This window comes from Nocardiopsis sp. NPDC006938 (assembly GCF_042869555.1).
Classification (GTDB): Bacteria; Actinomycetota; Actinomycetes; order Streptosporangiales; family Streptosporangiaceae; genus Nocardiopsis.
The window spans coordinates 112,922-127,146 of record NZ_JBIAGA010000002.1; the positions used below are offsets into that span (position 1 = coordinate 112,922).

At 71.0% G+C, this 14,225-nt stretch carries 15 protein-coding genes; 10 read left to right on the plus strand and 5 right to left on the minus strand.

The genetic code is table 11. The features are described 5' to 3' along the window. Window positions 1-66 precede the first annotated feature (66 nt). Window positions 67-1,215, plus strand: coding sequence for a DUF4429 domain-containing protein (locus tag ACFYL4_RS03445; protein WP_387516140.1), 1,149 nt, complete (start codon window positions 67-69; stop codon window positions 1,213-1,215). Between the two features lie 51 nt (window positions 1,216-1,266). Here the strand turns inward: ACFYL4_RS03445 and ACFYL4_RS03450 are convergent, their stop codons facing one another. Both ACFYL4_RS03450 and ACFYL4_RS03455 read right to left on the minus strand, forming a co-directional pair. Then, window positions 1,267-2,049, minus strand: a complete 783-nt coding sequence (locus tag ACFYL4_RS03450) for a glycerophosphodiester phosphodiesterase (RefSeq protein WP_357757701.1) — start codon at window positions 2,047-2,049, stop codon at window positions 1,267-1,269. Then, a complete protein-coding gene (locus tag ACFYL4_RS03455) occupies window positions 2,046-2,801 on the minus strand; it encodes an IspD/TarI family cytidylyltransferase (protein WP_357757915.1) in 756 nt (251 codons plus the stop codon). Before ACFYL4_RS03455 ends, ACFYL4_RS03450 begins: the two co-directional genes overlap by 4 nt. 416 nt (window positions 2,802-3,217) lie before the next feature. Between ACFYL4_RS03455 and ACFYL4_RS03460 the strand changes: the two genes are divergently transcribed. The 9 genes from ACFYL4_RS03460 (at window position 3,218) to ACFYL4_RS03500 (ending at window position 10,521) form a co-directional block, all read left to right on the plus strand. Continuing rightward, window positions 3,218-4,063 (plus strand): ABC transporter permease, encoded by an 846-nt coding sequence (locus ACFYL4_RS03460; RefSeq protein ID WP_357757912.1) that lies wholly within the window; start codon window positions 3,218-3,220, stop codon window positions 4,061-4,063. Then, complete coding sequence (locus ACFYL4_RS03465; RefSeq protein ID WP_357757698.1) at window positions 4,063-4,986, plus strand: ABC transporter ATP-binding protein; 924 nt, start codon at window positions 4,063-4,065, stop codon at window positions 4,984-4,986. The genes ACFYL4_RS03460 and ACFYL4_RS03465 overlap by 1 nt, the downstream gene beginning before the upstream one ends. 190 nt (window positions 4,987-5,176) lie before the next feature. Beyond that, complete coding sequence (locus ACFYL4_RS03470; RefSeq protein WP_387516143.1) at window positions 5,177-5,938, plus strand: hypothetical protein; 762 nt, start codon at window positions 5,177-5,179, stop codon at window positions 5,936-5,938. Next, window positions 5,935-6,681, plus strand: a complete 747-nt coding sequence (locus tag ACFYL4_RS03475) for a DUF5941 domain-containing protein (protein ID WP_357757692.1) — start codon at window positions 5,935-5,937, stop codon at window positions 6,679-6,681. Before ACFYL4_RS03470 ends, ACFYL4_RS03475 begins: the two co-directional genes overlap by 4 nt. 33 nt (window positions 6,682-6,714) lie before the next feature. After that, complete coding sequence (locus tag ACFYL4_RS03480) at window positions 6,715-7,446, plus strand: phosphocholine cytidylyltransferase family protein (RefSeq protein ID WP_357757689.1); 732 nt, start codon at window positions 6,715-6,717, stop codon at window positions 7,444-7,446. 5 nt (window positions 7,447-7,451) lie between these two features. Beyond that, window positions 7,452-8,501: an iron-containing alcohol dehydrogenase family protein gene (locus ACFYL4_RS03485; protein WP_357757909.1), complete on the plus strand. Its 1,050-nt coding sequence runs from the start codon at window positions 7,452-7,454 to the stop codon at window positions 8,499-8,501. Continuing rightward, window positions 8,479-9,249, plus strand: a complete 771-nt coding sequence (locus ACFYL4_RS03490; protein WP_357757686.1) for a CDP-alcohol phosphatidyltransferase family protein — start codon at window positions 8,479-8,481, stop codon at window positions 9,247-9,249. The genes ACFYL4_RS03485 and ACFYL4_RS03490 overlap by 23 nt, the downstream gene beginning before the upstream one ends. Window positions 9,250-9,544: 295 nt before the next feature. Then, on the plus strand, window positions 9,545-10,375 hold the full coding sequence (locus ACFYL4_RS03495) for a glycosyltransferase (RefSeq protein WP_357757906.1): 831 nt from the start codon (window positions 9,545-9,547) through the stop codon (window positions 10,373-10,375). A 17-nt stretch (window positions 10,376-10,392) separates the two neighbouring features. Continuing rightward, a complete protein-coding gene (locus tag ACFYL4_RS03500) occupies window positions 10,393-10,521 on the plus strand; it encodes a hypothetical protein (RefSeq protein ID WP_357757684.1) in 129 nt (42 codons plus the stop codon). Window positions 10,522-10,624: 103 nt separating this feature from the next. On the opposite strand, the gene ACFYL4_RS03505 is transcribed toward ACFYL4_RS03500, so the two are convergent. From ACFYL4_RS03505 to ACFYL4_RS03515, 3 genes are all read right to left on the minus strand, one after another. Beyond that, window positions 10,625-11,230 carry a malonic semialdehyde reductase gene (locus tag ACFYL4_RS03505; protein ID WP_357757681.1) on the minus strand — a complete coding sequence of 202 codons (606 nt, stop codon included), beginning with the start codon at window positions 11,228-11,230 and terminating at the stop codon, window positions 10,625-10,627. 109 nt (window positions 11,231-11,339) lie between these two features. After that, window positions 11,340-12,506 (minus strand): glycosyltransferase, encoded by a 1,167-nt coding sequence (locus ACFYL4_RS03510; protein ID WP_357757678.1) that lies wholly within the window; start codon window positions 12,504-12,506, stop codon window positions 11,340-11,342. A gap of 247 nt (window positions 12,507-12,753) precedes the next feature. Beyond that, the gene (locus tag ACFYL4_RS03515; protein WP_357757675.1) at window positions 12,754-14,130 is read right to left on the minus strand and encodes a nucleotide sugar dehydrogenase; all 1,377 of its coding nucleotides are present in this window, start codon (window positions 14,128-14,130) and stop codon (window positions 12,754-12,756) included. Between the last annotated feature and the right edge of the window lie 95 nt (window positions 14,131-14,225).

The window sequence follows — 14,225 nt, forward strand, 5'->3', positions numbered from 1 at the left end:
CGATCGGGGGCGGACGTTCTGCTAGGCAGGGGTCAGCAGGGCGGCAGCGAAGTGGAGAAGGTGGCAATGGACGAGTTGCGTGGAGACCAGGCGGCCTGGGTGTTCGACGGTGAGTCGGTCTCCATCCGGTACGAGACGAAGGGCTGGTTCAAGAGCCCTCTGCTCAAGCTCCTCGGGAGCCTGGAGGTACCGGTGTCGGCGATCCAGGACGTCGAGTTCCGTCCCGGAGCCGGACGCAAGAACAGCTGGGTGATGCAGCTGAGACTGCGCGAGCGCATGGACCCCTACCAGGCGGTCGGCGCGATGCTCGACGAGAAGGCCCAGCCCTTCCGGCTCACCGGTCCCGCCAAGACCGAGCTGGTCGCCGAGTACCTGGCCGATCAGATGCGCTTCGCCGCGAGCCAGGCCGGGGCACCCGACCCCGCGACCCCCACCCGGCTGGTCCCCACCCTTCCCCTGCACATCATGACCTGCGAGGGCACCGCGCGCCTGGAGGACGGCCGTCTCACCCTGGTCTGGTCGGGCACCTACGCGAGCAGCTACAAGAAGAAGAAGCAGCGCCGCGAGTACGACATCAAGGACATCACCGGCGTGGAGTGGGCGCCCCTCGACGACTGGGGCTGGGGGTTCGTCCGGTTCGTCACCAATCGAAGCTCCAAGGAGGCGTCGGCCAAGCCCAAGAACGACCTCAACCTGCTGCGCGCCGGCGAGGAGGGCAACGAGATCCACCAGGTCTTCCTGCTCGCCGCCGCCGTCACCGCCCACCGTTGGGCCCGGGGCGGGGCCGGGCGGCGCGCGCTGGGCTCGGGGGAGACCGCGCCGGAGGTCGACCCGGAGGCCGGACCGGAGGACGCCGAACCCGGATTCGACGACCCCGAATGGTGGAAGAACGCCGCCCGCAGCGCCATGGAGGCCGTGCGCGGCCCGAACCTCACGGTGAACCTCCCCGGGGTCGCCAACCCCTGGGGCGGCACGGACCAGGAGGCGGCCCCGGGGGAGGGCGCCGGGCCGCCGTTCCCGACCGGGGCGGCCCCGACGCCGGAGACCGGGGCCCCCGCCCCGACGAGCGCCGGGGGAGACGCGCGGGAGCCGGGGGGCACCGACACCACCTGGATCTTCGAGCAGATCGAACGCCTGGGAGACCTGCACGCCAAGGGCCTGCTCACCGACGAGGAGTTCAGCGAGAAGAAGGCCGAACTCCTCGGCCGCATCTGAGTACTCCGGGTGGCAGCGGGGCGGCCGGGGCGGTGGCGCCGGTACCGGGCGCTATCCCCCGGACGGCCCGTCCGCGGACGGGCGCAGCGCGGCCACCGCCCCGGGGACGTCGTCCACCACCACCGCGTCCATCCCGGCGGCCGCGAACCGCGCCGCGTCCGCCGGGTCCGGGCACCAGGAGATCATCTCCAGCCCGGCCCGGTGCGCCGTCTCCACCGTGTACTCCAACGGGCGTCGCCCCGCACGCGGAGCCGCGTCGTCCGCCACGCCCAGGGCGCGGGCGTCCAGCGCGACGATCGGGCAGCCCAGGCCCACGGCGCCCGGGATCGCGGTGTCCGCCGGGTTGCGCACGAACGGCATCCACGCCGTCGCCACCCCCGGAGCGCCCTCACGCACCCCCGCCAGTAGCCCGGGGTCGAACGAGCACACGAACACCCTGCGACGCGCGGCCTCCCGGCGCAGGAACGGCAGCACCAGGGAGAGCGTCCGCCGCGAGGGCGCGTCCACCCCGTCCTCCATCACCGTCTTCACGTCCACGTCCAGCCCCAGGTCGGACGGGATGGCGGCCAGCCCCTCCTCGAGACCGGCCAGGCCCTGCGCCCGGCACTGCGCCTCTGTGAGGTCCACGACCGCCCGACCGTCGTCCAGCGCGGCGTTGTGGAACAGCACCAACCGGTCGTCGGCCGTGCGGCGCACGTCGATCTCGATCCAGTCCGCGCCGGTCCGGGCCGCCAGCTCGAACGAGGCGGGCGTGTTCTCCACGGCCCCCTCCACGACGCCCCGGCCCGCGCCCCGGTGACCGATCACCGCGGTCGCCTCGAACACCCGGCTCACGCGGCCCCCTCCGTCCCGGTGGCGCGGGACCGACGCAGCAGGGCCTCGGCGACCTCCACGTCTCCCGGGTTGGTGACCTTGACGTTCGACGCGTCGCCGGGCACGATCCGCACCCCCACCTCGGGCAGGTAGCGCAACACCACCCCGCAGTCGTCCGTGGCGACCAGCTCCGGGTCGGCCATCGCCCGTTCGTAGGCGCGTCGGGCCACACCCAGCCGGAACCCCTGCGGCGTCTGCATCCGGCGCAGCCGGGAACGGTCCGGGGTCCGCAGGACCACCTCGCTCCCGTCGTCTCCGGACGCCACCTCGACCACCGTGTCGGCGCTCGGGACGGCCACCCCCACGGCACCGGCCGCACCGAGCGCCTCCACGCAGGCCGTGATCGTCTCCGGGCGCACCAGGGGGCGGGCGGCGTCGTGCAGCAGGACCAGGTCCGCGTCGTCCGCGTCCGCCAGCGCGGAGAGCGCCACGAACGAGGTGTCGGTCCGCGTGGCCCCGCCCGGCAGCACGCGGGACACCTTCGCGAACCCCGCGTCGGCCACGATCCGCTCGACCCTGGGCACGTACTCCTCCACCATCAGCACCACCACCTCGTCCACGGCGGGACAGGAGTCGAAGGCCGCGATCGAACGCTCGATGATGGGCCTCCCCTCCAGCTCCAGCAGCTGCTTGGGGGAGGAGGCGCCCATGCGGGAACCGACCCCTCCGGCCAGGACCGCGGCGATCACTCTGGGCCTGCGCTTCTCGTCCATGGATGCCAATCTGTGTTCCTGCGGGCCCGCGGTGTGACGCGGCCCGGGGGCGGTGCCCTCACGGAGGGTTCCTCGTCCGCGCCCGCCGACCCGCGTTCGTCGCGGTGGCGGGCAGGCCCACCCATGGTGCCCGAGGCGGGCGGGTGACTCGACCGGTGGCCGGATCGGCCGGACGCGGCACGTGGTTGGCACGGTCTGTCCCATGCAGCGGTAACCTATGGACGCCTGTCGGGCGTGCCCGGTCCATACCTCCTCTGATTCGGTCGTGGAGACGGGCAAGGCGCGCGACGTCCCCCGGTCGCCCGGATGCCCCCTCTTCCGGCCCGGTGAGGAACCGGCCGTGTCGACGGTCGGTGCGCGCAGGCGAGTTCGTAGACGCGACAGTCCGGCACATCGTGACCGGACGATCTCAAACCTTGGAGGTGGCGGTGGCGTCAAGGACGCTGGCCGTCTGGGAGAACCGGAAGGTCGTCGGCCTCCTGGTCCGGCGCGACCTGAAGGTCAAGTACCAGCAGTCCGTGCTGGGATACGCCTGGACGATGTTGGAACCCCTCGCACTGACGTTGGTGTACTTCTTCATCTTCGGTTACGTGCTCCAGGCCGACCGCGGTATCCCGGAGGACGCCAAGAGCCAGGGCGGCTACATCCTCTTCCTGGTCGCGGGCATCCTCCCCTGGACCACCTTCGGGGCGATCCTCAGCGAGGCCCCCCGCGCGATGATCACGCACTCGAAGCTGATCACCACGATGAAGGTCCCCCGTGAGATCTTCCCCATGGCCACGGTGGGCACCAAGTTCGTCGAGTACCTGCTGACCTGGCCGGTCCTGCTGGTCTTCGTCTTCGCCCTGGGCGGGCGTTTCAGCTGGGAGGGCATGTTCCTCTGGCTGCCCCTCGCCATCGTGCTGACCTTCATGTTCGGCCTGGGCGTGACCCTGTTCCTGTCCGCGGTCAACGTGTTGCTCCGTGACGTGGAACGACTCACGCGTATCCTGACCCGGATTCTGTTCTACGGGTCGGCGATCCTGTTCCCGGCCACGATGGTCCTGAGCTCGGGCGCCCCCGAATGGGCGAAGACGCTCTACCAGCTCAACCCGCTGATGGGTATCTTCCAAATGCACCGTACGGTGTGGTTCGCCGGATTCGAGGAACTCACGCCCAGTCCTCTCGCGTTGACCTCCGCGGTGGTCGGTTCGATCCTGATGCTCGTCATCGGGTACTGGACGTTCCGGCGCCTGGAGATGTCCGTACTGAAGGAGTTGTGATGGCGTCCACCTACGAGGCCGCGGTCGCGAGCGGTCCGGTCATCGAGGCCGAGGGCCTCGGTGTGAAGTTCGCCGTGAACCGCCGCCGCAAGCGCAGCCTCCGTGAGATGTTCATCCACGGCAACAAGCGCGACCCCAACGCCGAGGGCAACGAGTTCTGGCCGCTGCGCGGGGTGTCCTTCGAGATCGCCAAGGGCGACTGCGTGGGGATCGTCGGCAAGAACGGCACCGGCAAGTCAACCCTGCTCAAGATGATCGCCGGGGTGCTCCTGCCCGACGAGGGCAAGGTCAGCGTGCACGGCAAGGTGGCACCCCTGCTGGAGCTGCGCGCCGGGTTCAACGACAACCTGACCGGACGCGAGAACGTGTACCTGGTCGGTTCCCTGCACGGCATGAGCGAGAAGGAGATCGACGAGCGTTTCGACGACATCGTCGACTTCGCCGAGGTCAAGCCCAAGTTCATCGACACCCCGGTGCGCCACTACTCCAGCGGCATGAAGGTGCGGCTCGGCTTCGCGCTCATCTCGCAGCTGGAGCACCCCATCATGCTGGTGGACGAGGTGCTCGCGGTGGGCGACAAGGCCTTCAAGCGCAAGTGCTACGAGGCCATCGACCGCATGCTCGCCAACGAGCGCACCATGGTCCTGGTCTCGCACAACGAGAAGGACCTGCGCCGGTTCTGCAACCGGGGCCTGTACATCAAGGGCGGCGCGCTCGCCCTGGACACCGACATCGACGCCGCGCTGGCCGCCTACAACGAGGACACCAAGGCGGAGATCGAGGAGCGCAAGAAGAAGGACGCCGCGAAGAAGAAGCGCGCGGAGGCCGCGGAGAAGAAGGTGGAGGCGGAGGAGAAGGCCGCCGACCCCGCTCCGGACCAGCCCGAGGGCGGCGAGGGCAAGGACGGCGGACAGGCCGCCTGAACCAGGTCGCACACCCGCGAAAGGCGCATCTCGGACTGTTCCGGTGGTGCGCTCTTTCGTGTCCGTAACTGTCCGTAAAGCCCCCACGGGGGCGAAGAAGGGACGACCGCCGTCATACGCGTGTCAGTGGTTGATTGCGCACAGAGCGTGGGTGACGGTGACTCTCAGTTGAAACTGGGAGGGCACGGACATGACTGGCACGGTGGCGCGGGGAACCGCGCGCATGTTGGAGCGCAGGCACGTCACCCGATCGGGGGTGACCCGGATCAGCCTCGTGGTGACGGTCGGCGCGGCGGTCTGGTTCAGCCGGGCCGACCTCGTCGGCGCGGTGGCCGGGTCGGCCCTGCTCGGGCTGGCCCTGTGCTGCGACGCCGTGCGCTCCCGGATGCGCGCCCACCGCAGGGACGCCCTCACCGTCTGGACCCTGTCCATGGTGGCGCAGCTCCGCGAGTACGTGGTCTACGTGGGCCTCGCCTTCGGAGCGGCCGCCGCCGGGTTCGCCAGCGCGTGGGGGTGGGCCGCCGGGGCCCTGATCGCCCTGGCCCTGCGTGACGCGCTCCTGGTGGCCCGCTCGGCCCCCGTCGCGCCCGCACACCCGAAACGCCCCGCCCCGCCCTCCCAGCGGCGCCCTGAGGGCCTCCGGCTCCCCGAACCCCGGGTGCCGCGGCCGAGGGGTGAGGCCGGTGCGCCCGCCGAGACCGTCACGCGGACGCGCCCCGAGACCGGGGGCACGCGCCCCGGGGCGCCCGACGGCGGACCCGCCCCCGCCCCGTCCCTGGCCCACCTGGCCCGCAGGGTCATGGTGTTCGGCCAGCCCACGCGCTTCCTCGTGATCGCCGTCGCCACCATCGCCGTCGACGCCCGGATCGCCTTCCTCAGCCTCGTTGTGGGATGCGCGGTGGCGATCACCGGCGAGCTCGTCGACCCCTCCGCGCGGGAGACTCGTCCATGAGCGGGGCCGAACACGAGACGCCCCGCACGGGGGCCGGGGAGGCCCGCGCGAGGTTCCGCCCCGCCGTCCCCGACCTGCGCCGCCTCCGTGATGACAGTCACATGGGCCTGCTGCTCGGACGGCTGGTGCCGGGACTGGCCCCGCCGCTGCTCACGGCGTTCGCCGGGGCCGTCGTCGTCCTGGTGCTCATCGCGGCGGACGGGGGACGGCCCACAGGCATTACCCTGTTCGCACCGGTCGCTGCCCTGCTACTGTCCGGTCTGGCCTCGGGCCACCCCCACGACGGACGGTACGACTGGCTCGTACCTCCGCTCCTGCGCGTCACCGAGTACAGCTTCCTGGCGGTCGTCGGGCTCGCGTCCGGTGTGCCCGGTCTCCTGGTGTTCGTACTCTTGGTGACGGTCGTCTGTCACCACCGCGACGACGTCGCACGTCCCTCGGTCGGTGTGAGCCGACCGGTGTGGGTACGGCGCGCCGCGCTCGGCTGGGACGGACGGATGCTCGTCGTCGCCGCGGGGGGCGCGTTGTCCGCCCCCACCGCCGCCTACGGCATACTCGCCGGATACCTGGCGGTCCTGCTCGTCCGCGAGGCCACGCGCACCTGGAGCGGCACACCGGTGTCCGACGTGCGTGTCGGCACCGAGACGGAAGACGGCGACGGCGCCGACGTCCTGGGGGATCACCCGATCACCCGCCAGGGAGACGGGGGCCAACCGGCCGCCGGAACGAACGGGGAGGCGTGAGCGCCTCCTCGCTACAAGGAGGAACACGCCCTCATGCTCGGAATGGTTCTCGCCGCAGGCGCGGGGCGCCGTCTGCGCCCCTACACCGACACCCTGCCCAAGGCCCTGGTGCCCGTCGACGGCGAGACGACCATCATGGACATCTCGCTGCGCAACCTGGCCGCCGCCGGGCTCACCGACGTGGTCGTCGTGGTCGGCTACCGCGCGGAGGCCGTGGAGCGGCGCAAGGAGGCGCTGGAGGAGCGCCACGGCGTCAAGCTCACCCTCAGCTACAACGACAAGGCCGAGGAGTGGAACAACGCCTACTCCCTGTGGACCGCGCGTGAGTTCTTCTCCGAGGGCGTCCTCCTCGTGAACGGCGACACCGTCCACCCCGTCAGTGTCGAGGAAACGCTACTCGCCGCCAGGGGTCCGGAACTGCTCCTCGCGGTGGACAACGTGAAAAACCTGGCCGACGAGGAGATGAAGGTGACCCTCGACGACGACGGTCACCTCAGCACCATCACCAAGCTCATGGACCCGGCCACCGCCGCCGGCGAGTACATCGGTGCCACCCTCATCGAGGGTTCGCTGGCCCCGCGTCTGGCCGACGCCCTCAAGGCCACCTGGGAGCGCGACCCCCAGCTGTACTACGAGGACGGCTACCAGGAGCTCGTCCGCCGTGGCGAGAAGATCTCCGTCGCCCCCATCGGCAAGGTCGACTGGGTCGAGGTCGACAACCACGACGACCTGGCCAAGGCGAGGGAGATCGCGTGCCACTACTAGCCCGAATGCTTCCCTCCCCGCTGGCGATCGACGTCCGCCGGGGAGCCATCGCCTCTCTGGGGTCGGTGCTGGCCGACCGCCGCATCGCCACCGAGGGCCGCATCGCCGTCGCCGTGGGCCCCGGTCAGGGCGCGCAGATCGCCGCTGACCTGGACCTGCCGCAGTGCGAGGTCTTCCAGGTCGAGGAAGGCACCGTCGACGCCGCCACCGAGCTGGGCAAGAAGCTCCGGTCCGGCGCCTACGAGGCCGTGGCCGGGATCGGCGGTGGCAAGACCATCGACGTCACCAAGTTCGCCGCGACCATGGCGGGCATCCCCATGGTGGCCGTGGCCACCAACCTGGCGCACGACGGCATCGCCTCCCCCGTCAGTTCCCTGGAGCACGAGGGCGGCAAGCCGTCGATCGGCGTCACCATGCCCATCGCCGTGGTGATCGACGTCGACTACGTCCAGGCGGCGCCCTCGCACCTGGTCCGGTCGGGCATCGGCGACGTGGTCAGCAACATCTCGGCCATCGAGGACTGGGAGCTGGCCGGGAAGCTGAACGACGAGCCGGTCGACAGCATGGCCGTCACCTTCGCGCGCGTCGCGGCCGAGGCGGTCCTGCACCGCCCCGACTCGATCGAGTCCGACGGGTTCCTCAAGGTCCTGGCGGAGGGCCTGGTGCTCTCCGGCATGGCCATGGTGGTCGCCGGTTCCAGCCGTCCGGCCAGCGGTGCCTGCCACGAGATCCTGCACGCGGTCACGCAGCTCTACCCGGGGACCAGCAACCACGGCGAGCTGGCCGGTCTGGGCGCGCTGTACGCGTCCTTCCTGCGGGTGCGGCACCTGGACTGGCCGCAGGCGCGCCTGGAGGAGATCCGGTCCTGCCTGCTCCGCCACGACCTGCCGATCGTCCCCGCGGACGTCGGTCTCGACCAGGCCTCGTTCGCGCGCGCGGTGGCCCACGCCCCGGGCACGCGCCCGGGCCGGTTCACCATCCTTGAACACCTGAACCTCTCCGAGGACGAGATCGGGCGGAGTGTCGCGGACTATGTCGAAGCCGTCGGTCGCTGAGGTCCGCGCGGGCGGCCAGCCCGCGGGGATCAAGGAGCGCGTCAACGAGGAGCACTGGGCGGGCCGCCTCTACATGAGGGACCTCTCCCCGTACCTGTCGACCGTCTTCGTGCGGCTCCGCGTGCCGCCGAACCCCATCACGTACCTGATGATGGTGTTCGGCGTGCTCGCCGGGGTGATCGTGGCCTTCGGCGGCCTGTGGTCGGCGATCCTCGCGGCCGTCTTCGTGCAGGTCTACCTGCTGTTGGACTGCTCCGACGGTGAGGTGGCCCGGTACACCGGCCGCACCAGCGTGGCCGGGATCTACCTGGACCGCATCGGGCACTACGTGTCCGAGGTGGCCCTGCTCGTCGGCCTGGGCATCCGCGCCCAGGGCGAGTTCGAGGCGGGTGGCTGGGTGATCCTGGGCATGGCCGCCGCGCTCGGTGTCGTCCTGATCAAGGCCGAGACCGACAACGTGGTGGTCGCCCGGGCCAAGGCGGGCCTGCCGGAGAAGATCACCGAGGAGGCCATGCGGCCGAAGTCCTCGGGGCTGAGCCTGGCCCGCCGTCTGGCCTCGGCGCTGAAGGTGCACCGCCTCATCCAGGCGGTCGAGCTGTCCCTGATCGTGGTGGTGGCGGCCGTGGCCGACCTCTTCCTCGGGGACCTGCTGGCCACCCGGGTGCTGGTCGTGGCCTGCGCCGCGGTCGCGGTGCTGATGAGCTTCGCGCACTTCGTGAGCGTGCTCGCCTCCCGTCGCCTGGAGTAGCGAGGCGACGGCGCTCCGACACGACGAGCGGAGCCGTGGACGCTACCCCGTCCACGGCTCCGTACACGTCGCTTTTATTCTTTCGTTAGTCTGTTTCTGCGAACGTTGACATGTGTCCACCTGTCAGCCGCACGTCGTCCACTGAACGGTCGCAACCATGGCCACACCCGTGATCCCTCCCTCGTCAGGCTCCGAGGCGCCCACGGCGCACGACCACCGTGCGCCCCGAGCGGAACGGAGCAGTTCCCAGGTGCCCGCAACCGGAAAGCCCACACTGTCCTGCGTGCTGCTCACCATGGGCAACCGCCCGGCCGAGCTGCGGCGTGCGATCACGAGCGTGTTCGAGCAGGAGGGCGCCGACGTCGAGGTGGTCGTGGTCGGCAACGGCGCGGACCTGCCCGAGCTGCCCGAGGGCGTCACCACGGTGCGCCTGCCCGAGAACGTGGGCATCCCCGCCGGACGCAACGAGGGCGTGCGGGCCACCAGCGGCGACGTGGTGCTGTTCCTCGACGACGACGGCTGGTACCGGTCCATGGACCTGGCCCGCCACGTGCGCGACCGCTTCGCCGCCGACCCCACGCTGGGCGCGCTCTCCTTCCGGATCGCCGACCCGGACGGCGGCCCCGACCAGCGCCGCCACGTGCCCCGGCTGAGAGTGGGCGACTCCCGCAGGTCGAGCGTGGTCACCACGTTCCTGGGCGGGGCCAGCGCCGTGCGCCGCACCGCCTTCGACGAGGGCGGCGGCCTGCCGGGCGAGTTCTTCTACGCCCACGAGGAGACCGACCTCGCCTGGCGGATCATGGACGCCGGTTACTCCATCGAGTACGATGCCGACGCCGTGATGTACCACCCGGCCGTGGCTCCGACCCGGCACGAGAACTTCTACCGGCTCAACGCCCGTAACCGGGTGTGGCTGGCCCGACGCAACCTGCCCTGGCCCCTGGCCTTCGCCTACCTGGGCACCTGGGTGGGGCTCACCGTCCTGCGGGAGCGGAACCGCGAGGCCCTGCGCTCGTGGTTCTCCGGTTTCCGTGAGGGATGGCGGGAGGACGCGGGCCGCCGCACGCCGATCAGCTGGCGGACCGCCTGGCGGATGACGCGTGCCGGTCGGCCACCGGTCATCTGACGCCGAGGAGGCCCCCCATGGGCATCGCCTTGCTGATCATCGGGTTCGTGGTGTTCTTCGCCGTGGTGGCGGCGGACGTCGTCGCGTTGGAGCGGCGCAGAGCCGTCCTGCGGTTGGAAGCCGCCCTGCGGCGGGAACGGGACTGATCCCAGCCGCGACCGGACCCGGCTCACCTGGCCCTGAGGCGGGCGAACGAAGGGGGCGGGGCGCCGTACTGGCGCCCCGCCCCCTTCCGTGTCGGGTCCGGGATCAGATCTCGGTGACGACCGACTCGTAGTCGAGGCGGGGGAGGCGGTCGAACCAGGCGTCGGGGCCCGGACGGCCGATGTTCATCACGACGAGCGGGGTCTGGGTGGAGTCCTCACCGAAGAGCTCCTTGCGCAGGCCCTCGGCGTCGAAACCGGTCATCGGACCAGCGGCCAGACCGGCGGCGCGCACGCCCACGATGAGGTAGGCGACCTGGAGGAACGCGTTGCGCAGCGCCATGTCCTCACGGGCCTCGACCGGCATCCCGGAGAAGTCCTCGCGGGCGGTGGGCAGCACCGGGAAGGTCGTGGGGAAGTGCTCGTGGAAGGAGCTGTCGGCCGACAGCACCAGGGCCAGGGGGGCCTTGGCGGTCTTGGGGGCGTTGTTGCCGGCCATGTGCCGGACCAGGCGCTCACGGGCCTCGGGGGAGCGGACCGCGGTCACCCTGAGCGGCTGGTTGTTCATCGCTGTGGGACCGAACTTGACCAGGTCGTAGACGGCGCGCAGCTGCTCGTCGGTCACCGGCTCGTCAGTGAACGAGTTGGCGGTGCGGGCGGCGCGGAACAGCAGGTCCTGTGCGTCCTTGGTCAGGGCGAGAGCGTCACTCATGCGATACCTCAGCTGGCTAGTGCGAGTGCAGGGCTGGTCGGCTGGGGGCGACCAACGAGCACAACATCGCTTGCCGGGAAGATATTTCGCTGGCGAACTGTTGCCGAGCTCACTCCCGGAGCGGCGCGGGGCGGCGGTTGCCCTGGCGGGGCAGGCGCGGGCGGGGTATCGACGGGCGCGGTCCGTTCGCCTCGGCCACCCACTCCTCCAACTGCTTCACGAACAGGCGCGCCTGGACCGGCCAGTGGAACGAGGTCCGGGCGATCCGGTGCCCGGTGCGCGCGTACTCCTCGCGCAGGGCCCGGTCGTCGCGGAGCTCGAGTACGGCACGGGCGGCGGCGGTCGGGTCCTGGAACGGCACGACGAGGCCCGCCTCGCCCTCCGGTCGCCCGGTGACCAGGGCCTCGGCCATCGGGTTCGGCGAGGTGATCACCGGGAGCCCGTGGGCCATGTACTCCACGACCTTGGTGGGCAGGGAGTGGCGGTAGTTGTCGGTGTCGTGCAGCAGGCTGATCCCGGCCAGCGCCCCGGCCGCCATGCGCAGCGCCCGGTCGTTGGGCACGAACCCGTACCAGTGCAGGGCGTTCTCCTGGTGGGCGTCGCGCAGCAGTGGCCGCACCACGTGGTCGGCGCCCCCGATGACCTCCAGGCGCACGCCGTGGTCCCGGAGCTGGCGCCCCATCTCGATCAGGTCGTGGGCGCCCCGGGCCCGGGAGAGCTGCCCCAGGTAGACGACGCGGTCGTCACCGGGCGGACGCAGCGGGACGTCGGGGACCTCGGTGGTGTTGGGGACGACCGGGTGGGCGCCCCTGAACCGCGGGCGGTACCCCTCCTCGGCCAGCAGCAGCCGCATCCGGCGTTCGGCGCGGCGCTCGAACCCGCGCACCACCGCACCCAGCGGGCGGCGCAGCGGCTCCGGAATCCACGGCTTGGTGAGGAGCGCGGCGGGGGTGTCCTCGTGGACGTCCCACACCGTCACCGGGCGCCTGGACGGCAGGACCAGCAGCAGCTCGGGGTCGTGGATGAGGAGGAGGTCGGCCTCCGGAGCCAGCCGTGCCAGCGCGGACCGCGCCGCCCTCAGGGAGGGCAGCCGGTCGCGGCCCGAGGCGCGGGGGACGTCCACCGAACGGACCCGGTCCCACGGTGTCACCCCGCACTCCCGGAACGGAGCCACGTACGTCACGGTGTGTCCGGCGTCCACGAGGGCGCGGATCTGCCGGTGCAGAATCCGGGCGTCCTCGGGGTGGTGCACAATCGTGGCCACAAGCGCGTGCATCGAGATCACCTACGTATGTCACCGTTTGGTATGACTGCTCCGTGTTCGATGATCCGCTGTGAAGGTGCGGTATCAGCTGTGCGACACGGTAGTCACCTGCGGAAACACACTGTGGAAAGCCGAGTGGACACGTGGGGTGCATCCGGTGAACCCTTGGTGGGGTCACCGTGAACGCGCGAGGGCACGCCGTCGAACGCCGAGTGGCGTCCGGGACGACGTGCCCCCGTGAGTCCCGTGCGGGCCGGTCTCAGAGGACCTGGACTCCCTCGCGCTGCACGCGGCGGCGCACCTGCGAGGGGACCTCGCCCACGGCCTCCGCCTCGGCCTCGTTCTCCGAACGGCGCAGGACGCCGCGGGTGTCCAGCAGCAGCCGTGCGTACTCGGTGAGCAGCTTGGGCCGGTAGGCGGCGTGGTCGGTGAGCAGAACGGTCAGGTCGGCCTCGGCCATCGCCCGCTCCAGGTCGGTGGAGCGCGGGACGTCCACGCCGTCCACCTGCCAGGAGTCCACGTGCGGGTCGTGGTAGGTCAGTGTGGCGCCCTTGGCGGCCAACTTGCGGGCCACCGGACGGGCGGGCGACTCCCGCTGGTCGGCGATGTCGGCCTTGTAGGTGACGCCGAGCAGGAGCACCTTGGACCGGGACAGCGCGAGCCCGGACTCGTTGAGCAGCTCCTGGGCGCGCTGGGCCACGTACGCGGGCATCCGGCCGTTGATCTCCTGGGCCAGCTCGACGAACCGGAACGGGTAGCCGAGGGTCTTGACCTTGTAGGAAAGGTAGTTCGGGTCGATCGGGATGCAGTGGCCGCCCACCCCCGGACCCGGGTAGAACGCCTGGAAGCCGAAGGGCTTGGTGGCGGCCGCCGAGATCGAGTCCCACAGGTCGATGCCCAGCTCCTGGCAGAAGACGGCCATCTCGTTCACCAGGGCGATGTTCACGTGCCGGTAGGTGTTCTCCAGCAGCTTGGCCATCTCGGCCTCACGGGTACCCCGTGCCCGCACCACGGTGTTCACGAAGTTCCCGTAGAAGGCCGCGGCCGCCTCGCCGCACTCCTCCGTGAGGCCGCCGACGACCTTCGGGGTGTTGGCGACGCCGAAGACCGGGTTGCCGGGGTCGATGCGCTCGGGCGAGAAGGCCAGGTGGAAGTCGGCCCCGGCGACCAGGCCGGACTCCTCCAGCAGCGGCCGGACGACCTCCTCGGTCGTCCCCGGGTACGTGGTGGACTCCAGGATCACCAGGGTGCCCGGAGTCAGGTGCTCGGCGATGGCCCTGGAAGCGGAGGTGACCGCGCCCAGATCCGGGCCGCCCTCAGGGGAGAGCGGCGTGGGCACGCAGATGACGATCGTGCGCGCCGCCGAGAGGCACGCCGGGTCGCTGGTCGCGTGGAACCCCTGGGACAGCATCGCGGCGACGTCGTCCGCCGACAGGTCGTCGACGTGCGACTCGGATCTGTTGAGACCGTCGACCACGCGCGTGCTGACGTCGAATCCGGTCACTCTCAGTCCCGCCGAGACGGCTTCCGCCGCCAGCGGGAGACCGACGTAACCGAGGCCGAGGACGACGAGGTCGCTGGCCGAACCGGAGCTCTGCTCGGGGACATGGGCTGGGTTGGAGGCTGCGGCATCCACTTCGCGGTCACACTCGCATTCATTTCGTGAACGGGCGCAAAGAGTCGAGAACTGCCCTGGGTACACCATTCGGAGTGCGGGACGTCCGAGTGTAG